This window comes from Enterobacter cloacae complex sp. 2022EL-00981 (assembly GCF_028737495.1).
Lineage (GTDB): Bacteria > Pseudomonadota > Gammaproteobacteria > Enterobacterales > Enterobacteriaceae > Enterobacter > Enterobacter cloacae.
Map to the genome: position 1 here is coordinate 51,965 of NZ_JAQZRK010000024.1, position 23,216 is coordinate 75,180.

Below are 23,216 nucleotides of genomic sequence, written 5' to 3' on the forward strand. Positions count from 1 at the left end.
ACTTAAATAAAAAGGGCACGGCGAACCGTGCCCGAAGAGAGATTAGAAGCGGAAGGTCGCGGTAGCCACAACCTGACGTCCGGCTCCCCAGTAGCATGCGTATTCGCTATAGCAGCTGGAAACGTACTCGCGGTCAAAGATATTGTTCACGTTAACGCCAACTGAAGAGCCTGGCAGCCCAAAACGCGCCAGATCGTATTTCACCGTCGCGTCCGCCAGCGCGTAACCCGCGACGTTAAACGATTCGTAGGCTTTCGGAGACGTTGAGGAGTAGTAGGAAACGGTGTTGCCGATATAGCGCGCACCCGCCCCCAGCGTCAGACCGCTCAGTGCCGTCTCGTGGAAGGTGTAATCCGCCCACAGAGAGGCCATGTTACGTGGCACTTCCGCCGGGCGGCGGCCTTCAAACCAGGTATCGTGAGTGTATTTCGCATCGGTGAAGCTGTACGAGGCAGTCACATTCACATTGGCTGATACGGCCGCTTTCGCTTCCAGCTCAACACCACGGGAACGAATTTCGCCCCCTTGTACGCTGAAGCCGCTGGTCGGGTTGGCCGGATCGGCCGTCAGATTATTGTTTTTGGTCAGCTGATACACCGCTGCCGTGACCACAACAGGCTGATCTTTCGGTACGTATTTCACACCGGCTTCATACTGCTTGCCGCGTGCCGGATCGAACGGTTTTCCGCCCTGAGTGGTACCCGAAATCGGTTCGAATGATTCGCTATAGCTGAAGTACGGCGTGATACCGTTGTCGAACAGGTAGTTAATCCCGCCACGCCAGGTGAATGCCTGATCGTTAATTTCCGCGGTAGTACCGGTAGTACGGGTCAGCGCAGAGGTTTTCGCAAAATCATAGCGGCCACCCATTGTCAGTACCCACTTATCCCACTCAGCCTGATCCTGAGCGTACAGACCAGTTTGTTCCTGACGATTAAGCACTTTGTACAGGTAGTAAACATCGACGTTCGGATTGCCGTACGCAGGCTTTGTCATGCTGATCGGATCGGCAGTACCGTAGTCTGCGTTGATGTCATTACGCATACGAAGGTAATCGACCCCGATTAAGAGGGTATGATCCACAGCGCCGGTCGCGAATTTTGACTGGAGCTGAGTATCCACGGTGAACGAGTTGAGATCTTCGTCTGAACGTACATACGCGCGGCTGATTTGCGCCGGGGCAATATAGCCGTTGCCGTAGACGGAACGATACAGCGTGTTGATTTTGGTGTAGCGCAGGTTTTGACGCAGGGTAAAGGTGTTATCAAACGCATGCGAGAAGCTGTATCCCACCATTTTCTGGCGACGGGCGATCTTGTTGTCCTCTTCCCCTTCGTTAAAATTGGTCGGCAGCTTGTGCGCTTTACCGTTGGCATCATAGTAAGGCACAACGGTACCTTCCCGCGGCAGCCAGCCGTAATAGCCCGCATCCGGATCGCTCTGGAAGTTACTCAGGAAAGTGAAATCGGTTTTATCGTCAGGACGCCAGCTGAAAGCCGGTGCAATGGCATAGCGGGTGGATTTGGCCATCTCCTGCTGCGCATTTTCACTACGTCCCAGACCGGTCAGGCGGTATGACCACACGCCGTCATCATCAATTGCATCGCTGAAATCAAACCCGGTCTGCCACAGGTTATCGGTGCCCATCTTGAACTGAATTTCTTTCAGCGGCTCAGTGGTCGGTCGCTTGCTGACCATGCTCACAACACCGCCCGGATGGCTTTTGCCGTACAGTACAGATGTTGGGCCACGCAGCAGCTCCACGCGCTCAAGGAAGTACGGATCCATGGACGCTTCAGAATAGTTATCGCCCTGCAGCTTCATCCCATCGAGATACTGGTTGGTATTCACGGTGCTGGAAGTGGTGAAACCACGAATCGACACCACATCATATGTCGTTGAGGCGCCGCGGGTGGCAAAAACGCTCGGCGTATAAGCCAGCGCTTGCTTCACCGTTCCCGGCTGCTTCATGTCAATTTCTTCACGCGTGACGACGGAAATCGACTGCGGCGTCTTTTCTATAGGTGTATCGGTCTTGGTTGCCGTTGCGGTACGTTTCGCCGCAATCGTTGGTGCAGGCCCCCAGGCACTTTCCTGTGCAGCCGGAGCGGCAGTGACAGTGATGGTTTCTTCTTTTTTCGGGGTTTCGGCAGCATGGGTATAAGCAGACATGCCTGCAACCGCTGTGGCTACGACAACTGCGATTTTACGCAGCGACGTGTTAATTGGCTGAGCAGTATTGGAAAGCGCCATGGTGTATCTCTGATAGAAAAGTGAATGATAACGTAAACGAGAATTATTATTATGACCGCAGCATAATAGGCGAAACGTTGGCTGCATAGCAAGCAGGAAGCGGCCCTACGAGAATTAAGGGTTTAAGAAATAACCAGGAGAAAACGAAGGGTTAATCAGAATTAAAACGAGGGTTAATGAAATGGGGAAAACGGGTAAAAAAATCCCCCCTTTCGGGGGGACCTTGAACGGTTAGTTACCGCCGAACATATCTCTAATCCAGCCCGCGACACCGTCGCTGTCTTTCTTCTCGTTCTGCTGCTGCGGCTGTTGTTGCTGCTGCGGCTGCTGAGGCTGAGAAGACTGGTCGAACGGGTTGCCCGTCGGCTGCTCTGGCTGGCTCTGCTGGCACAGGGAATCCGGGTTCGTTGTCCAGACAGGCAAGGTACGCATACCACCGCCACAGACAAAGTTTCCGGAACTGTCCACGCCCATATCCACGATATCCTCCGGCGCAACCAGGTTTAGCGGCACCGGAGACTGATTCGCCAGATAACGCTGATAAATCGACATCGCCCCGCTCGCACCATACAGTTTGGTTGGCTGGTTGTTGTCGCGGCCCACCCAGGTGATCACCACTTCACGACCATCGATACCGGCAAACCAGGTATCAACGTTGTTGTTGGTCGTCCCGGTTTTGCCCGCCAGATGCAGGCCCGGATACTTCGCCCCCAGCTGACGGCCGGTACCACGCTGCACAACCTGCTGCATCGTCCACAGCGTCATGTAGGCTGCTTGCGCCGGAACGGCGCGTTCCGCCTGCGGGAAGCTCTGATACAGCACGGAGCCATCTTCGGCAATCACCGAGCGCAGGGCTGACAGCGGTGCACGGTTACCACCGCTGGCAATGGTCTGGAACGCCTGTGCCACTTCGATTGGCGTCAGGTTTAACGCCCCCAGGATCATGGCTGGCACAGGGTGCAGCTGATCTTTAGCGACGCCCAGCTTCTGCCAGGTATCAACTATCGCAGGCAGACCCAGTGCCATCCCAAGGTTTACCGTCGGCACGTTCATGGAGCGGGTCAACGCATCCACCAGCATTACCTGGCCGCTGAACTCTTTATCATCGTTCTGCGGTGACCAGACCTGGCCGTTAGGCTGACGCAGGGAGATCGGCGCGTCGGCAATCCAGGTATTCAGGCGATAAAGATTTGGCTGGCTCAGGGCAGTGAGATAGGTTGCTGGTTTCGCCAGTGAACCGATCGAACGACGCGCCTGCATAGCACGGTTGTAACCTGCAAACTGCGGCTCAGCCCCGCCCACCATCGCACGGACTTCACCCGTGTTACGGTCAACCACCACCATCGCGGTTTCCAGATCGCTCAGCTTACGCTGTTTCTTCAGCGCCGGAATGCCCTCAACGGCCGCTTTTTCTGCCGCATCCTGCGCCACGGAGTCAAAGGTGGTAAAGATCTTCACGCCGGAGAGATCTTTCACTTTATCACCGAGCTTGCTCTGCAGCTCCTGACGCACCAGCTGCATAAACGCAGGCTGAGGCGAAATCACACCGCCGCGCGGCTGCACGCCAAGCGGACGTGCGCTCAGCATGTCGTACAGCTCCTGGTCAATCACCTGCTGTTGTTGCAGCAGGCGCAACACGAGGTTACGACGCTCCAGCGCCAGTTTCGGGTTACGCCACGGGTTATAGATGGACGCCCCTTTCACCATACCCACCAGCAGGGCCTGCTGGTCCAGGCTCAGCTCTTCCACCGGACGGCCAAAGTAGTACAGGCTCGCCAGCGGGAAACCGCGGATTTCGTTATCACCGCTCTGACCGAGATAGACCTCGTTCATATACAGCTCAAGGATACGATCCTTGCTGTAACGCGCATCCATCAGCACGGCCATGTACGCTTCGTTGGCTTTACGCCAGTAAGAGCGCTCGCTGGAGAGGAAAAGGTTCTTCACCAGCTGCTGGGTAAGCGTACTTGCCCCCTGTACCGTACGGCCCGCCGTCAGGTTGGCCAGCACCGCACGACCAATGGAGTAGAGGCTGATACCATCGTGCTCATAGAAGTGACGGTCTTCGGTTGCCAGCAGCGTATCCACCAGCAGGTCCGGGAAACCGTTACGGGCGACGAACAGACGCTGTTCACCATTCGCCGAAGAGAGCATGGTGATAAGACGCGGATCGAGACGGAAGAAACCGAACTGGCGGTTGTTATCCATGTTCTCGATGGTTTCCAGACGATCGCCGTCAAAGGTCAGACGCGCACGCACCTGCCCCTCTTTGCTGTCCGGGAAATCGAACGGACGACGGATCATCTCAATGCTTTTCGCCTGCACGGTAAATTCGCCAGGACGCGTCATTTTCGACACCTGACGATACTGGGTGGCCTCCAGCAGTTTCACCATCTCGTTCTTACTGATCGACATGTCAGGCTCAAGGTTTACCATGCGGCCATACACTGCCGCAGGCAATTGCCAGACTTTTCCGTCGATACGGCTGCGGATCTTCTGATCCAGATAAACGCCGTAGATCGCCATCAGTACAACAAAAACAATGAACAGCTTCAGCAGCAGCCAGAACCAGCCGCGTTTACCCCGAGGCTTACGCCCTTTGCCTTTTCCTTTACGCGGCATCGGTTCTTCATCCTCATAATCGTCTTCATAGTCATCGTCATAGTCCTCATCTCTGAGGCGACGACGGCTCACCTTTTCTTTGGCCGGACGCGTTGGTTTTCCCTTACGCCCAATTGGCTCGCGGTCATTCCCCGCCATGCTTTTTCTCCGCAACGTTCAGGCGCAAAGGCCCGATTCTCATTTCTTCCACTGACCTGTGAAAGAAGAAATCTCTCAAAATTGCTTTTCTCCCTCTCCCTGTGGGAGAGGGTCGGGGTGAGGGCATCAGGCCGCACTCCCCTTTTACGAATATTTCTTCGTCCGCCGTGTCGGTGCCGTATTCGCCGGATCGTCCGGCCAGACATGTTTGGGATAACGCCCTTTCATCTCTTTTTGCACTTCACGGTAGCTCCCCGCCCAGAATGCGCCCAGATCGCGGGTAATCTGCAGCGGGCGATGCGCAGGTGACAATAACTCAAGCACCACGGCCACGCGCCCTTCGGCAATGGATGGCGTGGTCGCCTCGCCAAACATCTCCTGCATCCGTACCGCCAGCGCCGGTGGATTATCCTCGTGATAACGAATGGCAATCCGGCTGCCGGTCGGCACAGTGTAATGCCCTGGCAGTTCACTATCCAGACGTTGACGTAACGACCAGTCGAGTAAATTCTGTAACGCGACCTTAACATCAAGCGCTTTCAGCGCCCGCAGCGAGTGTACACCGCTCATTTGCGGCAGGAGCCAGGTTTCCAGCGACGCAAGTAACGAGTCATCATCCACCGCCGGCCAGACATACTCCGGCAACCAGCGCGCGGCACAGTGCAGACGAATACGGTACTGTTCGGCCTCCGGGGTCCAGTTCAGAACACCTAAACCTTTTTCGCGAATACCGTTTAGCATCGCCTGGTGCAACTCCTCTTCCGATGGCTTTGCCAGCGGCTTCGTCGCCAGGGTCAGTTTACCTATCTGGCTACGACGAAATGCCTTCAGGGTACCCTGCGCATCATCCCACTCGACGATGTCGGACTGCTGAAGCAGCTGCGGACAGGCGCGCGTGAGGGCATCGATATCCACAGCCACGGCCTGCAAAATTCGGGCATCGGGCGAGTGACTACCCTGCAACAAGAGCGGCGCAATCAGCCATTCATGGCGCGTCAGGGCGTCATCGCTGTCCAGCATCGCGCCCATGCCGTTTGCCAGATGGTAGCGTCCATCCAGCCCGCGACGACGCGCAATCCTGTCGGCAAATGCCTGCGCCAGGAGAGGCGCAATGCTGTCAGCGTCCGGCGTACCACCACGGCTGTTAAGCCGTTTACAGAGCTGCTGCGCGCGCTGCTGCCAGTTCCCCTGATTACGTGAAAAGGCCTGCGCCAGATCGCAATTTGCACCACGAGGCGGCTCCTCAAGGATAGCCGCCAGTTTCGCCGCCGTGGCAATTTCATCATCCCCCTGCGCGGCCACCAGCATCGCCGCCAGCCGGGGATCGTTACCCAGCGCGGCCATTTTCTGCCCACGTGATGATAGCCTTTCGCCGTCCAGCGCCCCGAGCTGGGTCAGCAACGCGCGCGCCGCCGCCAGGTTTACCGCGGGAGGCACATTGAGCCAGGTTAACTGCGCGGGATCGGGGCACCCCCACTGCAACAGTTCCATGATCAGCCCCGAAAGATCGCTTTGTAAAATTTCCGGCGTGCTCTGTACAGCCGCGCGTTCGGCCTGTTCTGCGCTGATGAGATGTAAACAGATGCCCGGCTCAAGGCGCCCGGCACGGCCAGCTCGCTGAACCATCGACGCCTGGCTGATGCGTTGCGTCAGCAGCTTTGTCAGCCCGGTGCGCGGGTCAAAACTGGCTACTCTCTCCTGGGCGCTGTCCACCACCAGGCGAATGCCTTCAATGGTCAGACTGGTTTCGGCAATATTGGTGGCCAGTACCACTTTACGCTGCCCCGTCGGCGCGGGAAGGATGGCCTTGCGCTGGTCACTCAACGACAGTGCGCCGTAGAGCGGGCAAAGCAATACGTCGCTGCCCACGCGGGCGGCAAGCTGCTCCTGCACCCGCTGGATTTCGCCAACGCCCGGCAAAAACAGCAGCAGCGAACCGGATTCCTGACGAAGCAAGTCAGCCGTGGCGATCGCCACCGCTTCATCGAAACGCTGATGGGCAGGAAGCGGCTGATAGCGGCGTTCAACCGGAAACGCGCGCCCTTCGGAGGTGATGACCGGCGCATCCGGTAACGTCTGCTGTAGACGCTCGTTATCCAGCGTGGCCGACATGATGAGCAGTCGGAGATCGTCCCGTAACCCCAGCTGGATGTCCAGCAACAGCGCCAGCGCCAGATCCGCCTGCAGGCTGCGCTCGTGGAACTCATCCAGAATCACCAGCCCGATGCCGGACAGTTCCGGATCGTTTTGCAGCATACGGGTGAGGATCCCTTCGGTCACCACTTCAAGCCGCGTGGACGGGCCGACGCAGGTTTCGGCGCGCATACGGTAGCCTACCGTCTCGCCCGGTTTTTCATTTAGCAGTTCCGCCAGGCGCTGCGCCACGTTGCGCGCGGCCAGTCTGCGCGGCTCCAGCAGGATAATCTTCCCGCTGATAATGCCTGCGTTGAGGATGTGCAGCGGTAGCCAGGTGGATTTACCGGCACCCGTAGGGGCGTTAAGTAAAACCTGCGGGGCATCCTGCAAGGCAGCGAGCAGTTCAGGAAGGACGACGGCGACCGGCAATGAGGACACTAACAGCTCCAGAGGGTTAACATTAGTCGGCGTACATTGTAGCATCGGCGCATATCATTACCGAGTCCCCTGTATGTCTGAGTCGAAACGACTGTTTTTCGCCATTGAGCTGCCCGCGCCGATCCAACGGCAAATTGTTCGCTGGCGCGCCGAACACTTCCCGCCCGAAGCGGGCCGCCCGGTTGCTGCGGCAAACCTCCACCTGACGCTGGCTTTTCTGGGCGACGTCAGCGGCGAGAAACAGCGCGCCCTGGCGGCGATGGCCGGTCGGATTTCCCAGCCGGGATTTACGCTGACCCTTGACGATGCGGGGCAGTGGCTCCGCTCCCGCGTCGTCTGGCTGGGCACGCGCCAGCCGCCGCGCGGATTATTACAGCTTGCGAATATGCTGCGCGCCCAGGCGGCACGCAGCGGGTGTTACCAGAGCCCGCAGCCGTTTCATCCTCACATTACCCTACTGCGCGATGCCGGTCAGGCCGTTGCTATCCCGCCACCGGGATTTCACTGGGCCTTTCCGGTGACCTCTTTCGCGCTGTACGAATCTGTTTTTTCACAAGGACGCACCCGCTATACGCCGCTCCAGCGCTGGACGCTGGGCGATACCCTAAGGAATTCTGATGAAGTTTAGTCCTGCACTGCAACACGCCACGCTTATTCAACGCTACAAGCGTTTTCTCGCTGATGTCGTCACCCCTGAAGGGGAGCCGTTAACGCTGCACTGCCCCAACACCGGGGCAATGACGGGATGTGCGACACCGGGTGACACGGTCTGGTATTCCACTTCAGAAAATACTAAACGCAAATATCCTCACACCTGGGAAATGACGCAAACCCAACAAGGGGCTTTTATTTGCGTTAACACCCTGCGCGCGAATCAATTAGTTAAGGAGGCTCTGACGAACGGAACCCTTCCCGAACTGGTGGGTTATGGCACCCATAAATCTGAAGTGAAATATGGCGATGAAGGCAGCAGAATTGACTTTATGTTACAGGCGGAAGACCGTCCCGAGTGCTATATTGAAGTCAAATCAGTCACGTTAGCGGATCAGGAAAATGGCTATTTCCCGGATGCAGTCACGCTACGGGGACAAAAGCATCTGCGGGAGCTGATGAGTGTTGCGGCGGCGGGCAAACGCGCCGTACTGCTGTTTGCGGTTTTGCACTCAGCCATTGAACGGTTTTCTCCAGCCCGCCATATTGATCTCAAATACGCGCAATTGTTGAATGAGGCACAAAAGCAGGGGGTAGAGGTTTTGGCTTATAAAGCGGAACTTTCTGCCGATAATATGACTCTGAGATCCTCTCTTCCCATTGTCTTATAAGGGAATAGACGATTGATGAATAAGTGTTCTGGCCGCGTGCGCAAATACGCTTTTCCTCACAGGCTTGTCAAGTGTTACGTTTAGATAATTGCCATACGGAAAAGCATCTGCTATTTATAGCGACCTGATTTTTCCCCCAACACGGGGATCGATAGTGCGTGTTAAGGAGAAGCAACATGCAAGAAGGGCAAAACCGTAAAACATCGTCCCTGAGTATTCTCGCCATCGCTGGGGTGGAGCCGTATCAAGAGAAACCGGGCGAAGAGTATATGAATGAAGCCCAGCTGTCGCACTTCAAGCGTATTCTTGAAGCATGGCGTAATCAACTCAGGGATGAAGTCGATCGCACCGTTAGTCATATGCAGGATGAAGCGGCTAACTTCCCGGATCCGGTAGACCGTGCCGCTCAGGAAGAAGAGTTCAGCCTTGAACTGCGTAACCGTGACCGCGAGCGCAAACTGATCAAAAAGATCGAAAAAACGCTGAAGAAGGTCGAGGACGAAGATTTTGGCTACTGCGAATCCTGTGGTGTTGAAATTGGCATTCGTCGCCTGGAAGCGCGTCCGACCGCCGATCTGTGCATCGACTGTAAAACGCTGGCAGAAATCCGCGAAAAACAGATGGCGGGTTAATCCCGGTCCTGTTTACCCACTCCAAAGGCGGGAGTCTCTCCCGCCTTATTACTGTTGATATGTCTGAATCTCACTATATCGGGCGCTTCGCGCCATCCCCCTCCGGTGAATTACATTTCGGCTCGTTAATTGCCGCTCTCGGCAGCTACCTGCAGGCTCGCGCACGCCTGGGTAAATGGCTCGTCCGCATTGAAGATATTGATCCTCCACGTGAAGTTCCCGGTGCAGCAGACACCATTCTGCGTCAGCTGGAACATTACGGTCTTCACTGGGACGGCGAAGTTGTCTGGCAATCAACACGTCATGACGCCTACCGGGAACGTCTGGCCTGGCTCGCTGAGCAAGGGCTCTCATATAACTGCACCTGTACCCGCGCGCGCATACAGAGCGTGGGGGGCGTCTATGACGGCCACTGCCGCACGCTCAACCACGGCCCGGAAAACGCCGCCGTTCGTCTGATCCAGCGTGCCCCTGTGCTTCACTTTAACGACCTGCTCTCTGGCGACATTCATGCGGATGAACGGCTGGCGCGGGAAGATTTTATTATCCACCGCCGTGACGGGCTGTTTGCCTATAACCTGGCGGTGGTGGTGGATGACCACTTTCAGGGCGTCACCGAAATTGTGCGCGGAGCCGATCTGGTTGAACCTACGGTGCGGCAAATAGCGTTGTATCACCAGCTTGGCTGGACGGCGCCGGATTACATTCATCTGCCGCTGGCCGTCAACGAGCGGGGCGATAAGCTGTCGAAGCAAAACCACGCCCCCGCCCTGCCAGAGGGCGATCCGCGCCCCGTTTTGATCGACGCGTTACGATTTCTCAACCAGAATGTAACCAACGAATGGCAGGATCTTTCCATTGACGAATTGCTGAAACAGGCCGTTGCCACCTGGTCGCTCACGATCGTGCCAAAAATCCAGCATTCTCAAATGCGTTGCGCTGAGCTATGATTAGCCGCTTTTTTCATAACAAAACACACTACGAGGTGTACCATTTTTACCCGAGTCGCTAATTTTTGCCGTAAAGTGCTAAGCCGCGAAGAGAGCATGGCGAATGACGCTATTGCGCAACCACAAATGTCGGTTATCCCGCGTGAGCAGCACAATATTTCCCGCAAAGATATCAGTGAAAATGCCCTCAAGGTGCTCTATCGTCTGAATAAAGCGGGCTACGAGGCCTATCTCGTTGGCGGTGGAGTACGTGATTTACTGCTGGGCAAAAAACCCAAAGATTTCGACGTGACGACCAGCGCCACGCCCGAACAGGTGCGTAAATTATTCCGCAATTGCCGTCTCGTTGGTCGCCGTTTCCGTCTGGCACACGTCATGTTTGGGCCGGAAATTATTGAGGTGGCGACGTTCCGTGGTCACCACGAAGCGGGCGCATCCGATCGCACAACTTCCCAGCGCGGCCAGAACGGTATGCTACTGCGCGACAACATCTTCGGTTCGATCGAAGAAGATGCCCAGCGTCGCGATTTCACCATCAACAGCCTTTACTACAGCGTGGCGGATTTCACCGTGCGTGATTACGTCGGCGGCATGCAGGATCTGAAAGAGGGCCTGATTCGCCTGATCGGCACGCCGGAAACCCGGTATCGCGAAGATCCGGTGCGGATGCTGCGCGCCGTGCGTTTCGCCGCCAAGCTGGATATGCGCATCAGCCCGGAGACGGCAGAACCGATCCCGCGTCTGGCGACGCTTATCAATGACGTACCGCCAGCCCGCCTGTTCGAAGAAGCGCTCAAACTGCTGCAAGCCGGTCACGGATTTGCCACCTATAACTTGCTGCGCGAATACAACCTTTTCCAGCCGTTATTCCCGTCCATTACCCGCTACTTCACCGAAAATGGTGACAGCCCAATGGAACGCATGATTGCGCAGGTCCTGAAGAATACCGACACCCGTATCCGCAACGATATGCGTGTGAACCCGGCGTTCCTGTTTGCGGCGATGTTCTGGTATCCGCTGCTGGAAACGGCTCAGCGTATTACCCAGGAAAGCGGCCTCGCCTATTATGACGCTTTCGCTCTGGCGGCAAACGACGTACTGGACGAAGGCTGCCGTACGCTGGCCATTCCGAAACGTATTACCACGCTGGTGCGTGATATCTGGCAGCTTCAGCTGCGTATGTCCCGTCGTCAGGGCAAACGCGCCTGGAAGCTGATGGAGCATCCTAAGTTCCGCGCGGCCTTTGATCTGCTCTCTTTGCGTGCTGAAATTGAACGCAACCAGGAGTTGCAGCGTCTGGCGCAGTGGTGGGCCGAGTTCCAGGTCTCCGCACCGCCGGAGCAGAAAGATATGCTCACTGGCCTTGATGAAGAGCCGGCGCCGCGTCGTCGTCACCGTCGTCCGCGCAAGCGCGCACCGCGTCGCGAAGGCACGGCATGACCCTCGCGTATATCGCTATCGGCAGCAATCTGGCCTCTCCTCTGGAGCAGGTTAATGCTGCCGTTCAGGCGCTGGGTGAGATCCCCCAGAGCCGCATTGTGGCGATCTCCTCGTTTTACCGTACACCGCCGCTCGGCCCGCAGGATCAGCCTGATTACCTGAATGCCGCCGTGGTGCTGGACACCGTACTGGATGCCGAAACGTTGCTTGATAACACCCAGCGCATTGAGCTGCAACAGGGTCGCGTGCGTAAAGCAGAGCGCTGGGGGCCACGTACCCTTGACCTCGACATCATGCTGTTTGGTAATGAGGTGATTAACACTTCACGCCTGACGGTGCCGCATTACGACATGAAAAATCGCGGATTTATGCTCTGGCCGCTGTTTGAAGTCGCCCCCGATCTCACCTTCCCGGACGGCATCCCGCTCAGGGAGATCCTGGACAACCTCCACGCAGAAAAACCCGCTCGCTGGTAAGCCTGTGCCCCCGCGCATTAGCCACAAAATAATTGTGGCTAATAGACGACCTAAAATCATTGTTCCCTCGAATGTTACTGTTAGAATGCGCAAAGATTCGCTTTGGGTTATCAGGAAACAGTATGAAACCAACCACCATCTCCTTACTGCAGAAATGCAAACAGGAAAAGAGACGCTTCGCCACCATCACCGCATATGACTACAGCTTCGCCAGACTGTTTGCCGAAGAGGGGATCAACGTCATGCTGGTCGGGGACTCGTTAGGGATGACGGTACAAGGACATGACTCTACCCTGCCGGTCACGGTCGAGGATATTGCTTACCACACCCGTGCCGTGCGCCGTGGTGCACCTGCCTGCCTTCTGCTTTCCGATCTGCCGTTTATGGCCTACGCCACGCCGGAGCAGGCTTTCGACAATGCGGCGGCCGTGATGCGCGCCGGTGCTAATATGGTCAAAATCGAAGGCGGCGCCTGGCTGGTGGAGACGGTAAGAATGCTCACCGAGCGCGCCGTGCCGGTGTGCGGACATCTGGGTCTTACGCCACAGTCCGTCAATATCTTTGGCGGTTACAAGGTGCAGGGCCGCGGTGATGCCGCGCAGGCGCTGTTTGATGATGCCCTCGCGCTGGAAGCGGCGGGCGCACAGCTGCTGGTGCTGGAATGTGTACCGGTTGAGCTGGCAAAACGCATCACCGACGCGCTGTCTATTCCGGTCATCGGGATTGGGGCTGGCAACGTGACCGACGGTCAGATTCTGGTGATGCACGACGCCTTTGGCATCACCGGCGGCCATATCCCGAAATTCGCCAAAAATTTCCTTACTGAAGCGGGCGACATGCGCGCCGCGGTCAGGCAGTATATTGCCGACGTCGAATCCGGTGTTTACCCGGGTGAAGAACACAGTTTCCATTAAGGAGTCTCGTTGTGCTAATCATTGAAACCCTGCCGCTGCTTCGCCAGCATATTCGCCGTGCACGACAGGAAGGTAAACGTATCGCACTGGTCCCGACCATGGGTAACCTGCATGACGGCCATATGAAACTGGTCGACGAAGCGAAAGCCCGTGCAGATATCGTGGTGGTCAGTATCTTCGTTAATCCGATGCAGTTTGACCGCGCGGACGACCTGGCGCGCTATCCTCGTACGCTGCAGGAAGATTGCGAGAAGCTGAAAAAGCGCCATGCGGACTTCGTCTTCGCGCCGGCACCTGCAGATGTCTACCCTCAGGGTACGGGAGAGGCAACGTACGTTGATGTCCCGGGCATTTCGACCATGCTCGAAGGGGCCAGCCGTCCAGGCCACTTCCGCGGCGTGTCTACCATCGTCAGCAAGCTGTTCAACCTGGTGCAGCCGGACGTAGCCTGCTTTGGTGAGAAAGATTTCCAGCAGCTGGCGCTGATCCGTAAGATGGTTGCCGACATGGGTTATGATATCGAGATCGTGGGCGTGCCGATTGTACGTGCCAAAGACGGTCTGGCGCTCAGCTCCCGTAACGGTTATCTGACCGCTGACCAGCGTAAGATTGCCCCAGGATTAAGCAAAGTCATGAATAGCATGGCAGAGCAACTGTCGGCGAAAGAGTTGACCGCTGAAGAGATCGTGGCCCTGGCTGAACAAGCGCTGAACGATAAAGGCTTCCGCGCTGACGATATTCAAATCCGTGATGCTGACACGCTGCTTGAGTTAACCGACGCCAGCAAGCGTGCGGTTATTCTGGTGGCTGCATGGCTCGGCCAGGCGCGCCTTATCGACAACAAAGTGGTTGAACTGGCATAACCTTCTTACCCTCCCCTCTTACAGGAGGGGTTAACGCATGATTAAAGGTACACGTAATGATTCGCAAAATGCTGCAAGGTAAGCTTCACCGTGTGAAAGTCACGCAGGCCGACCTGCACTATGAAGGCTCCTGCGCGATCGATCAGGATTTTCTCGACGCGGCGGGTATTCTTGAAAACGAAGCGATTGATATCTGGAACGTGAACAACGGCAAACGCTTCTCCACCTACGCGATTGCCGCAGAGCGCGGGTCTAAGATCATCTCCGTCAACGGTGCCGCCGCGCACTGTGCAGACGTAGGGGATATTGTGATCATCGCGAGCTTCGTCATGATGTCCGACGAAGAGGCGCGCCGCTGGCAGCCTAAAGTCGCCTATTTTGAAGGCGACAACGAGATGAAACGCACCGCGAAGGCGATTCCGGTACAGGTTGCCTGATGCCAGCAGGAGCGGAGCCTTCAGGTTCCGCTCCTCAAAGGTAAAGAAAACATCCTTGTTTTGTATACATAGCCTCTCCCTCATTTATTTCCCCTATTTTCTCCTCTCTTAGCGTTTCTCTTGGTTTAAAAAAAACATTATTCTGAATGATATAATTAAAGGAATGATCTTTGTCATTTATAATCTAAACAATCCAATATAATTTGGCTGCAATAAAAATCGCCTCTCTCCGTTCATTCAAAACAAATTTAAAGATCATTTTCAATAACTTATCAAACATTCAATTTTTCTAATAATGGCTTTTAGCAATTTTAAATACCCAACCCATTCATAGATCCCTATCATCATTTTGCTTAAATTAAATCTGCACAATGTTTTTAAATGGAATTTAAATTATGTTAAAAAAAACGTTATTAGCTTCAGCTGTAACTTTGTTTGCAATGGGTTCTTTTTCAGCAATAGCAGACACCGATATCGGTTTAATCACCTTTGACGGTGCGGTAACAGACACAACGTGTAATATTTCTACCGCCAATGGTGAATCACAAAATAATATTACTATTACCTTACCGGTTGTTAAAAAATCTGATGTTGAATCAACCACCGTCGATACCGGTGTCGGCTCTAAGAATTTTGAACTGCTGCTCACCAACTGCCCAGGAACATTAAAGACTGCTTCAGCAAGCTTTATGTCAAAAAATATGGGTGCCATTGCAAACGGTACTATTGAACCTGACGCCAACGTAGCAGGCTCAGCAACCAACGTTGCACTTGCCTTGTATAATAATGCCCCTACCGAATCTTCTCGTATTATGGTCGGCCAGCCTGCTAATAATACACAGAAAGCCAATCTTACCGCCGGTTCCGGCAAGCTGTTCTATCGCGTTGCATACGTTCCGGGCTCCAACTGGGTGAAAGACACGAACCCAGTGCAGTCAGGTAAAGTTAGCGCCAACGCATACTTCACCATGAGCTACGAATAATTTTATCCCTCCCGTTAATGTGCCCTGTTGGGCACATTTTTGCCTATTTTTTGAGAGTAGACATGCACGTACTGAATATTAAGAGCGGACTAAAAGCCCTGCTGCTGGCCTCGGTGAGCGTTTTTGCTCTTAACGCCAGTGCCGATATTGTGATTTCCGGCACCCGTGTCATTTATCCTGAATCGGCAAAAGACGTAACGGTGTCAATGGATAACCGTGGCACCCGGCCTCTGCTGGTACAGACCTGGCTTGATGATGGAAGAGATACCACTAACCCTCAGGAGCTGAAACTTCCTTTTATTGTGACACCGCCCGTTTCGCGTGTTGAACCGCAAAAAGGGCAAACCGTCAGAATCACCTGGCTGGGTCAGGCATTGCCAAAAGATAAAGAGTCGCTGTTCTGGTTTAACGTTCTGGAAGTTCCGCCGAAGGCTAAGGAGAGCGATAACCAAAGTATGCTTCAGCTTGCTTTCCGCACCCGTATTAAACTCTTTTTCCGTCCCACTGGGTTAAAAGGGGAACCGACAGACGCGGCCAAAAATCTTAAGTGGTCCCAAATCCGACAAGGGCAAAAAATCGTTTTAAGTGCGAAAAATGATTCGCCTTATTATGTTTCGCTGGCAAGCGCGGCGCTTATTTCAGGCGGTAAAAGTTACGAGATCGAAACGCATTATATTGAACCGTTCTCAAGCCAGACGATGAATGTGAAAAATTACACCTCATCCGGAAATAGCAAAATAACCTGGCAAGCCATTAATGATTTCGGTGGAATTGATAAGTATGAGTCTATACCGCATTGATTCCCTGTCAGCTTCAGAACATTCACAAAAACTATAATTAGCGTTGCCCTGGGACAGAGTTCATCATGCACTTTAGACGTTCGCTACTATGTTTATCGATAAGTGCGGTATTGCCGTTATGTGCATTTGCTGCTGAAAATAATAACGAAGAAGACGTGCAGTTTAACGAGCAGTTTCTTTATAACACTGGTGCATCCATTGATATCAGTCGTTTTTCAAAAGGCAACCCTGTTATTGCCGGAACCTATAAGGTGAAGATGATCGTTAACGGGAAACCTTCCGTGACCACGGATCTTCTGTTTAAGGAGAATGGCACACCGCGCGCCACTCCCTGCATCACTCCGAAACTACTCACGCAGGCAAATGTCACCACCGAGCAACTGAAACACCCTGAGGGGGATTCTGCTGACACCTGTGTCTCTATGCCAGACGCCTATCCCGGCTCGCGTGTGGCTTACGATCCCTCCACACAGGAGTTAGACCTTTCCATTCCTCAGGCTTTCGTTATTCAGCGTCCAGCGGGATTTGTCGATCCTTCACTGTGGGAAGACGGGATCCCGGTGGCCATGCTCTCATGGGATCTTAACGGCTGGCACGCAGACATGCCGGATTCCAGCACTGATACGGCTTATGCAGGTCTGCGCTATGGGGCAAACCTGGGGCCATGGCGACTCCGCGCGCGAGGCAACCTGAACTGGGATCAGGATTCCGGTACTCATTACGCCAGCCAGGATATCTATCTTCAGCGTGATATCACGCCGCTGAAAGCGCAGTTTATCGCCGGCGATTCCTATACCCGTGGCGACGCCTTCGATTCCATTAGCCTGCGCGGGGCGCGTTTATATAACGATGACCGTATGCTTCCGAATGGTATATCGACCTATGCGCCGGTGATCCGAGGGGTTGCAAACAGCAACGCCAAAGTCACGATCGCCCAAAGCGGCAATACGATTTACGAAACCTCCGTCCCCCCAGGACCGTTTGAAATCACGGATCTCAGTACAACAGGTTACGGTAGCGATCTCATCGTCACGGTAGAAGAGACGGATGGGAGCAAACGTTCCTTCTCAGTCGCCTATTCTTCCGTCGCACAAATGCTACGTCCTGGCTACTCCCGATGGGATGTCGGCGTGGGTGAACTGCGTGACGACAGCCTGCGCGACAAACCAAAGGTGGGATATGCAACGGGCTACTATGGCTTAACCAATACCTTCACGGGGTATGCGGGCCTGGAATATACCGATAGCGATTTCTACGCCACATTGTTGGGTATTGCCATGAATACCGGAGTCGGCGCATTCGCTCTTGATGTCACGCATTCGGATGCCCGGATCGACGGCTTACGGCATCTCACGGGCGAAAGTTATCGCATCTCCTACAGCAAACTTATGGAAGCCACGAATACCTCTTTCAACGTCGCCGCCTACCGGTTTTCGACGTCTGACTATCTCAGCCTGAACGATGCGGCCTCGTTGACCAATGAGATCAAATACCGTGACAGGGAGCGTAACCCGGAACGTAACAATAGCGACGTGTATCAGACCTTCCAGCGCATGAAAAACCAGATCCAGGTGAATATCAGCCAACCGCTGAATATTGCCGATCTTGATTTGGGATCGCTGTATGTCAACTCAACCTGGCAGGACTACTGGAATGAAAGCAGTTCGTCGGCGCAATACTCGGTTGGCCACAGTCATTCGTTAAGCTGGGGAAGTTATAGCCTCACCGTGCAGCGCACCTACAATGAGTTTGGGGAAAAAGATGACAGCGTCTATCTGAACCTCACGATTCCATTCGACACGCTGATGGGTAACAGCAAGCGAGCGGGTGGATTCTCCTCACTCACGACGGGCATCGGCAGCGATTTAAAAGGCGGTAGTAGCTTTAACGCCAGCGCCAACGGCAACACCGAAGATAACCGCTTCAGTTACAGCATTACCGAAAGCACCACGCGTTACGACGATACGTTAAATCAGTTAAGCGGGTACGGCAGTTACAACGGCCCGCATGGACCGCTAAGCCTTTCCGTCTCCGCCTCAGATGACGATACACGGCAATATTCTGCCAGCTATAGCGGCGGGATGGTTCTGCACTCGGATGGCATAACACTCGCCCCTGGCAGCATCAGCGAAAGCGATACGCTTGCCTTAATTAAAGCTGAGGGGGCAGAAGGCGCCCGCGTCTCTATCGGTAATGGTGAAATCGGCGCCTCAGGCTATGCCCTTATGCCCTATCTGTCCGCCTACCGTGAAAACAGCGTTGGTCTTGATATCAGTGAAATGCACTCAGACGTGGAAGTGAAAAATACCCGCTCCACCACCGTTCCCCGTAGCGGTGCCGTTGTGCTGGTTAACTTTGAAACCGATCAGGGGCGCTCAGTGTTAATGGAACTGATGCGCGACGATGGCGGGTTTATCCCGTTAGGCGCCGATGTGCAAACCGACCAGGGCGTATCCGTGGGTAGCGTGGGTCAGGCCGGGCAGGCCTGGATCCGCGGAATTGAAGATAAAGGGACGTTAAATATCGTCTGGGGAAATGAGCCCAGCACATCTTGTACCGTCTCCTACTACATCCCACCGGATGCGAAAAAGATTGGACCGACAACGCTGCTGACAGGCCAGACCTGCCACGTCACAGCCTTATAAAGGGAGTTAAAACATGCTTTTTAGAGCCTGGAAAAAAACAGGGTTAGTTATTTTAAGCACGGGGCTAATGGCGCTGTCGCTGGAAACACACGCCGATAATCTCGATATTACTTTTACCGCGAATATCCGTGACACCACCTGCGATATGAAAATCGAAGGCGGCAGCGGTGATGGCACCAGCAACGTTATCCCCATTGGGACTAACGGCAAGGTGCGCCTGGATTACATCATCCTGAAAAATGCCAAAGCCACGACCAACTTTAAACTCAAAATGGTCTCATGCCCGCCGAGTCTGGCATCGCTGAAAACCACCATCAGCGGTAGCGCCAGCCCGCTGACGACGGCAATTAAGAACTCACTTTCCGGCGACGGCAGTGCGGAAAATATTGGCGTGGCGATTTCCCGTACCGCCACCCCGAATGCCCCTTTTGTCATTAATTCATCCACCGATACACAGCGCCTCGTCTGGTCGAGCGGAGAGATAAGTGCTGGCGAGGTACCACTTCTGGCAACGCTGGTGGAAACCGCAAACGGCCAGGGCACGACCGGCAATTTTAGCGGTATCGCTACGTTTAATTTCACCTATGAATAACTGGCAGCAATGCGGAGCGTTGATATGAAAATGAAAATGACATTACTGGTGCTTGCAATGACTGCCACCCTGCCTTCCATTGCGTTAAGTGCGATTACGGGGACGACGAGCGTGCAGGCAACGTTTACATCCACCATAGAGGCCGGGACCTGTAACGCGGAGATTCAAAACGCCAGCGGAGCCCCCATTGACATTTTGCCGTTTGGCGATGTGTTTAAGTCTGACCTGGTGAGCCAGAGCCGACGAGAAGCCTTCAAAATCGCCTTCACGAACTGTGCCGGGGTAAAAAACGCCGCCATTCAGGCCATGCCGGGTGCAGGCGGGTCGTGTACCGGTAACGCATATGCAGCCGGGCATAACGTCGGTTTTGAAATCTGGAAAGGCTCTGTCGACTCAGGCTCCATATTGAACTGCGCCACTGTCCCGACGTCTGTCATCAACCTGTCTAACGGGACGGGGAATTTTGAGATGGATGCGCGCATCGTCATTGCAAAAGGTAAAACGATTTCGGACGTGACGACAGGTTCGGTCAATGCGCCCGTGACGTTTACCGTGACCTATCAATAATGTTTATTCAGACAGGTAGCTTAAACAGGATGTTCCAGTCCCGCTTAATCTTAAGAAATGCGATGTCATGGCTGGCCCTCTGCCTGGGGTTTCCCGCAGTGGGTTTTGCCTCCAGCCTGGAAATGGATATGACGGCAAACATTATCAACAATACGTGCCAGGTCAGTATTCCAGAAAGTGGAAACGTAACGCTGCCAACGGTGGGGAAACCGTGGTTTTACACCGCGGAGGGCACCGATCGACTTCAACCAGCAGACCCCGCGGGAGGAACACGCTTTATGATTGAGGTTGTGGACTGCAGCGGGGATGAATCGGGATCCGGGCAAGCGCTGCACTTTACCTTTAAACCGCAGTCTGCCCAAATTGATGGGATTTCAAAACAGATATTCAGTAATGAAACATCCGCCCTTGCTGGCGGCGCTGAAAACGTGGGGATTGTTATTTTTTCTGAATCCAATAATCAAAACGTCCTCGACAGCGAGGGGCAGTCTGATGTGGAGGTCAAAATAGCGACCCCATCAGACCAACAAAGCTATTTGAAAGCGTATAACTTTTACGCCCGCTACCAAAATTACGGCCCGGTCAGCGCAGGAAAAGTGACCGCGCGCGCATTAGTCAGCGTGACATATCGCTAACAGGCAACGCTAAAAGGAAGAATTATGGCACAGCGTCCTGGGATAACTGTTTCCCCACGTTTCTACGGTTTTATTATTTTATTTATGTGCTTAACCATGAGCGCCTTTTACGCCCATGCAGATATTGAGTGTAAATTTCGATTTGGCGACACGCAGTCCATCGGCGACTATAATGGCGCAAAGCCGACCCTGCAAATCGTGGATAATGTCGCTGTTCCTACAAAAATCAGCTCGCTATATCGCCTGAATCTGAGCCCCGGATTAAGTAGTAAATGCACGTTAGGAAAACATGGCGAAAACATTTTCACCCTGGCAGACGCCAGTCTGTTAGTCGGCAGTATTGATGGTAAAGCTTTATTCAAAACCAATGTAACCGGAATAGCCTATGCTCTGGCTTTGGGCACAGTAGACAATACTGCCACGGCCTATTTCGCTCCCAGTACGAGCTGGTTTCTTGCATTACACATGAATGACCAGGATGAGCTGCTGGATAATCGCTCCTGGCGGGCCATGGTCGAATTTTACCAACTTCCCACGTTTGCCGGTATTCCTGCTAACGTAGTATCTATTGGCCCGGTTGGTGGAACAATTGGAAAAATTACCATTGGAGACCCGGTGGGATCCGATCCAGACGATCATCCCAAACCGACCATTACCATAGCCAATATGGCCTTCATTACACCAATAGAAAAACCCACCTGTACGCTCACGGCTCCCAAAACCGTAGACCTGGGGGATTATGGTGTATCCGATATCGAGAACGACAAAACCATAAACGCCGATTTTGGGGTGACAGGGAATTGCACCAACACCCGTAAAGTCACCGTGAAGTTGACCACCAGTAAAACAACCGGGACTGATGGCTCATTACTCGCCAACACCGCATCGTCGAACGCGGCAAAAGGCGTGGGCGTGTTACTGAAGTGGCCGAACAACAGGCAGATAGTACCTAATTCAACCAGCAGCTATACCACACAAGAGAGCACTACCCTTGCGATATTCAGCTGGTTACTTACGGCCCGGTTAGTTAAGTCTGGTACAGAAAAAGTCACCTCTGGCACGTTCAGCGCCATCGGCACATTGCAGTTCACCTACGAGTAGCTTAGCCCTGCGGCTGGTTGCTGATCAGCCGCGACATGGTCTCCAGCGAATCCGTTCTTAAGATGTACAGGCGTTTCAGTAAGAACGGATTATCCCCCGGCTTGACCTTCCCTTTTACCGTTGTCACTGCGAGGTGAAAACCGGCGTCATTCGCGGCTTTTATGGCTTTATTGTCATAGCCACCAAACGGATAAGAGAGATACAGCACGCGCGGGTTAAACTGCGCCAGCGCCCGGCGCGAGCGTTCGAAATCAAACAAAATCACGTGGTAGCTGCGGCTCAGTAGAATCGGATGCTTGTTACCATCCACGCGGTGCAGGAAGTGCGTGTGGGACTGAATGTCAAACACGTCCTGGATGCCCTTCAGCTCCTGAACGCTCATAAATTGAAGTGATTTCGGATCCCACTTCTGCGGATGCCGCTTAATGCGGGATGAGATGATAAACGCCGTGGCGTTAAACCCGTACTCTTTCAGAATCGGGTAAGCATAGCGGCTTACGGACTTTAGCCCGTCATCAAACGTGATCACTACCGATTTGGCCGGCAGGTTCAGTTTGTTACGTACATACCCTTCCAGCTGATACATTGTCAGGGTGGTATACCCCTGGTCACGCAGCCAGGCCATCTGGTTATTGAACGCGCGCACGCTGGTGGTAGTAGAGGTATGCCGGAAGCGCGTGTTCTCTTCATCACGCAGAATATGATGGTAGGTCAGCACCGGGAGGCCATTATCTTCCTGCGCGTCCAGGCTGCTGATCCATGCCAGGCGATTGCCGATACGGATCTGGTACCACGTCTGGTTTAAGCGGTCTTTGAGTTTGCTTAAAACCGGATACCGCAGATTGGCGCTCAGCGTACCGAATGGCGCACTGCCGCTGGACGGCGCGTTGTAGACCGGTGTGTCTTTCCAGGTGATCAGGTTTTGATTACTGAGCGGCTTATTAAGATCGCCAAGGCTGTCCTCAACGCGCTGCTTTCCCTGCACCTGCTCCAGATGGCCTTTATCGATAAATCCTGTCCCGAAGCCGAAGCGAAACTCGTAATAATCCGCAGCGGTAGGCACAACGGCAAGGATCTGTCCGGCTCTGACATGGCCGACGTTAACGACCTCGTTTCCCACCTGCGCCCAGATAGCCGCATCTTCAGTGGTTTGCATGTACTGGGCTGGAAGACCTTGCTGACTTAATAAACTGGCTGATGCCCCGCCAGAGAGAACCAGCAGGCACAGGAACAAAATACGCGTGAACATGTATGTGATATCGGTACGAATAA

General features: G+C 54.1%; 20 protein-coding genes. 16 read left to right on the forward strand and 4 right to left on the reverse strand.

Annotation, left to right across the window (positions count from 1 at the left end):
- Positions 1-42 precede the first annotated feature (42 nt).
- The 3 genes from fhuA to hrpB all read right to left on the reverse strand — a co-directional run bounded on the left by fhuA (position 43) and on the right by hrpB (position 7,587).
- Positions 43-2,253: a ferrichrome porin FhuA gene (gene fhuA / locus PUZ33_RS18455; RefSeq protein ID WP_252107847.1), complete on the reverse strand. Its 2,211-nt coding sequence runs from the start codon at positions 2,251-2,253 to the stop codon at positions 43-45.
- A gap of 231 nt (positions 2,254-2,484) precedes the next feature.
- The gene (mrcB, locus tag PUZ33_RS18460; protein ID WP_274205356.1) at positions 2,485-5,013 is read right to left on the reverse strand and encodes a bifunctional glycosyl transferase/transpeptidase; all 2,529 of its coding nucleotides are present in this window, start codon (positions 5,011-5,013) and stop codon (positions 2,485-2,487) included.
- A gap of 144 nt (positions 5,014-5,157) precedes the next feature.
- Positions 5,158-7,587: an ATP-dependent helicase HrpB gene (hrpB, locus tag PUZ33_RS18465; RefSeq protein ID WP_058680730.1), complete on the reverse strand. Its 2,430-nt coding sequence runs from the start codon at positions 7,585-7,587 to the stop codon at positions 5,158-5,160.
- A 73-nt stretch (positions 7,588-7,660) separates the two neighbouring features.
- On the opposite strand from hrpB, the gene thpR reads away from it, so the two are divergent.
- The 16 genes from thpR (at position 7,661) to PUZ33_RS18545 (ending at position 21,944) form a co-directional block, all read left to right on the forward strand.
- Complete coding sequence (gene thpR / locus PUZ33_RS18470; RefSeq protein WP_013095634.1) at positions 7,661-8,215, forward strand: RNA 2',3'-cyclic phosphodiesterase; 555 nt, start codon at positions 7,661-7,663, stop codon at positions 8,213-8,215.
- Positions 8,205-8,909, forward strand: coding sequence for a DNA/RNA nuclease SfsA (gene sfsA, locus PUZ33_RS18475; RefSeq protein WP_013095633.1), 705 nt, complete (start codon positions 8,205-8,207; stop codon positions 8,907-8,909). The genes thpR and sfsA overlap by 11 nt, the downstream gene beginning before the upstream one ends.
- A gap of 176 nt (positions 8,910-9,085) precedes the next feature.
- A complete protein-coding gene (dksA, locus tag PUZ33_RS18480; RefSeq protein WP_013095632.1) occupies positions 9,086-9,541 on the forward strand; it encodes an RNA polymerase-binding protein DksA in 456 nt (151 codons plus the stop codon).
- Positions 9,542-9,600: 59 nt separating this feature from the next.
- Positions 9,601-10,491 (forward strand): tRNA glutamyl-Q(34) synthetase GluQRS, encoded by an 891-nt coding sequence (gene gluQRS, locus PUZ33_RS18485; protein WP_252107845.1) that lies wholly within the window; start codon positions 9,601-9,603, stop codon positions 10,489-10,491.
- A 42-nt stretch (positions 10,492-10,533) separates the two neighbouring features.
- Positions 10,534-11,931, forward strand: coding sequence for a polynucleotide adenylyltransferase PcnB (gene pcnB, locus PUZ33_RS18490; protein WP_072193776.1), 1,398 nt, complete (start codon positions 10,534-10,536; stop codon positions 11,929-11,931).
- The gene (folK, locus tag PUZ33_RS18495) at positions 11,928-12,407 is read left to right on the forward strand and encodes a 2-amino-4-hydroxy-6-hydroxymethyldihydropteridine diphosphokinase (RefSeq protein WP_058680728.1); all 480 of its coding nucleotides are present in this window, start codon (positions 11,928-11,930) and stop codon (positions 12,405-12,407) included. Before pcnB ends, folK begins: the two co-directional genes overlap by 4 nt.
- 122 nt (positions 12,408-12,529) lie before the next feature.
- Positions 12,530-13,321: a 3-methyl-2-oxobutanoate hydroxymethyltransferase gene (gene panB, locus PUZ33_RS18500; RefSeq protein WP_058680727.1), complete on the forward strand. Its 792-nt coding sequence runs from the start codon at positions 12,530-12,532 to the stop codon at positions 13,319-13,321.
- Positions 13,322-13,332: 11 nt separating this feature from the next.
- Positions 13,333-14,184, forward strand: coding sequence for a pantoate--beta-alanine ligase (gene panC / locus PUZ33_RS18505; protein WP_058680726.1), 852 nt, complete (start codon positions 13,333-13,335; stop codon positions 14,182-14,184).
- 56 nt (positions 14,185-14,240) lie between these two features.
- Positions 14,241-14,621 carry an aspartate 1-decarboxylase gene (panD, locus tag PUZ33_RS18510; protein WP_003856284.1) on the forward strand — a complete coding sequence of 127 codons (381 nt, stop codon included), beginning with the start codon at positions 14,241-14,243 and terminating at the stop codon, positions 14,619-14,621.
- 395 nt (positions 14,622-15,016) lie between these two features.
- Complete coding sequence (locus PUZ33_RS18515) at positions 15,017-15,604, forward strand: fimbrial protein (RefSeq protein WP_013095626.1); 588 nt, start codon at positions 15,017-15,019, stop codon at positions 15,602-15,604.
- A 62-nt stretch (positions 15,605-15,666) separates the two neighbouring features.
- Positions 15,667-16,404 carry a fimbrial chaperone gene (locus tag PUZ33_RS18520; protein ID WP_058680725.1) on the forward strand — a complete coding sequence of 246 codons (738 nt, stop codon included), beginning with the start codon at positions 15,667-15,669 and terminating at the stop codon, positions 16,402-16,404.
- A 65-nt stretch (positions 16,405-16,469) separates the two neighbouring features.
- The gene (locus tag PUZ33_RS18525) at positions 16,470-19,049 is read left to right on the forward strand and encodes an outer membrane usher protein (RefSeq protein WP_058680724.1); all 2,580 of its coding nucleotides are present in this window, start codon (positions 16,470-16,472) and stop codon (positions 19,047-19,049) included.
- 13 nt (positions 19,050-19,062) lie between these two features.
- Entirely contained in the window at positions 19,063-19,641 is a 579-nt protein-coding gene (locus PUZ33_RS18530; RefSeq protein WP_028028162.1) for a fimbrial protein, read from the forward strand.
- Between the two features lie 24 nt (positions 19,642-19,665).
- Positions 19,666-20,208, forward strand: coding sequence for a fimbrial protein (locus PUZ33_RS18535; RefSeq protein ID WP_072203613.1), 543 nt, complete (start codon positions 19,666-19,668; stop codon positions 20,206-20,208).
- A gap of 29 nt (positions 20,209-20,237) precedes the next feature.
- On the forward strand, positions 20,238-20,843 hold the full coding sequence (locus PUZ33_RS18540; RefSeq protein ID WP_072203612.1) for a fimbrial-like protein: 606 nt from the start codon (positions 20,238-20,240) through the stop codon (positions 20,841-20,843).
- 24 nt (positions 20,844-20,867) lie between these two features.
- Complete coding sequence (locus PUZ33_RS18545) at positions 20,868-21,944, forward strand: fimbrial protein StkG (protein ID WP_058680722.1); 1,077 nt, start codon at positions 20,868-20,870, stop codon at positions 21,942-21,944.
- Position 21,945: 1 nt separating this feature from the next.
- Here the strand turns inward: PUZ33_RS18545 and PUZ33_RS18550 are convergent, their stop codons facing one another.
- Positions 21,946-23,193: a polysaccharide deacetylase family protein gene (locus PUZ33_RS18550; RefSeq protein WP_029883642.1), complete on the reverse strand. Its 1,248-nt coding sequence runs from the start codon at positions 23,191-23,193 to the stop codon at positions 21,946-21,948.
- Positions 23,194-23,216: the final 23 nt, after the last annotated feature.

Coding starts and splice junctions, on each gene's coding strand:
- fhuA (WP_252107847.1), bottom strand. CDS start 2,253: ATGGCGCTTTCCAATACTGCTCAGCCAATTAACACGTCGCTGCGTAAA.
- mrcB (WP_274205356.1), bottom strand. CDS start 5,013: ATGGCGGGGAATGACCGCGAGCCAATTGGGCGTAAGGGAAAACCAACG.
- thpR (WP_013095634.1), top strand. CDS start 7,661: ATGTCTGAGTCGAAACGACTGTTTTTCGCCATTGAGCTGCCCGCGCCG.
- sfsA (WP_013095633.1), top strand. CDS start 8,205: ATGAAGTTTAGTCCTGCACTGCAACACGCCACGCTTATTCAACGCTAC.
- dksA (WP_013095632.1), top strand. CDS start 9,086: ATGCAAGAAGGGCAAAACCGTAAAACATCGTCCCTGAGTATTCTCGCC.
- gluQRS (WP_252107845.1), top strand. CDS start 9,601: ATGTCTGAATCTCACTATATCGGGCGCTTCGCGCCATCCCCCTCCGGT.
- folK (WP_058680728.1), top strand. CDS start 11,928: ATGACCCTCGCGTATATCGCTATCGGCAGCAATCTGGCCTCTCCTCTG.
- panB (WP_058680727.1), top strand. CDS start 12,530: ATGAAACCAACCACCATCTCCTTACTGCAGAAATGCAAACAGGAAAAG.
- panD (WP_003856284.1), top strand. CDS start 14,241: ATGATTCGCAAAATGCTGCAAGGTAAGCTTCACCGTGTGAAAGTCACG.
- PUZ33_RS18515 (WP_013095626.1), top strand. CDS start 15,017: ATGTTAAAAAAAACGTTATTAGCTTCAGCTGTAACTTTGTTTGCAATG.
- PUZ33_RS18520 (WP_058680725.1), top strand. CDS start 15,667: ATGCACGTACTGAATATTAAGAGCGGACTAAAAGCCCTGCTGCTGGCC.
- PUZ33_RS18525 (WP_058680724.1), top strand. CDS start 16,470: ATGCACTTTAGACGTTCGCTACTATGTTTATCGATAAGTGCGGTATTG.
- PUZ33_RS18530 (WP_028028162.1), top strand. CDS start 19,063: ATGCTTTTTAGAGCCTGGAAAAAAACAGGGTTAGTTATTTTAAGCACG.
- PUZ33_RS18535 (WP_072203613.1), top strand. CDS start 19,666: ATGAAAATGAAAATGACATTACTGGTGCTTGCAATGACTGCCACCCTG.
- PUZ33_RS18540 (WP_072203612.1), top strand. CDS start 20,238: ATGTTCCAGTCCCGCTTAATCTTAAGAAATGCGATGTCATGGCTGGCC.
- PUZ33_RS18545 (WP_058680722.1), top strand. CDS start 20,868: ATGGCACAGCGTCCTGGGATAACTGTTTCCCCACGTTTCTACGGTTTT.
- PUZ33_RS18550 (WP_029883642.1), bottom strand. CDS start 23,193: ATGTTCACGCGTATTTTGTTCCTGTGCCTGCTGGTTCTCTCTGGCGGG.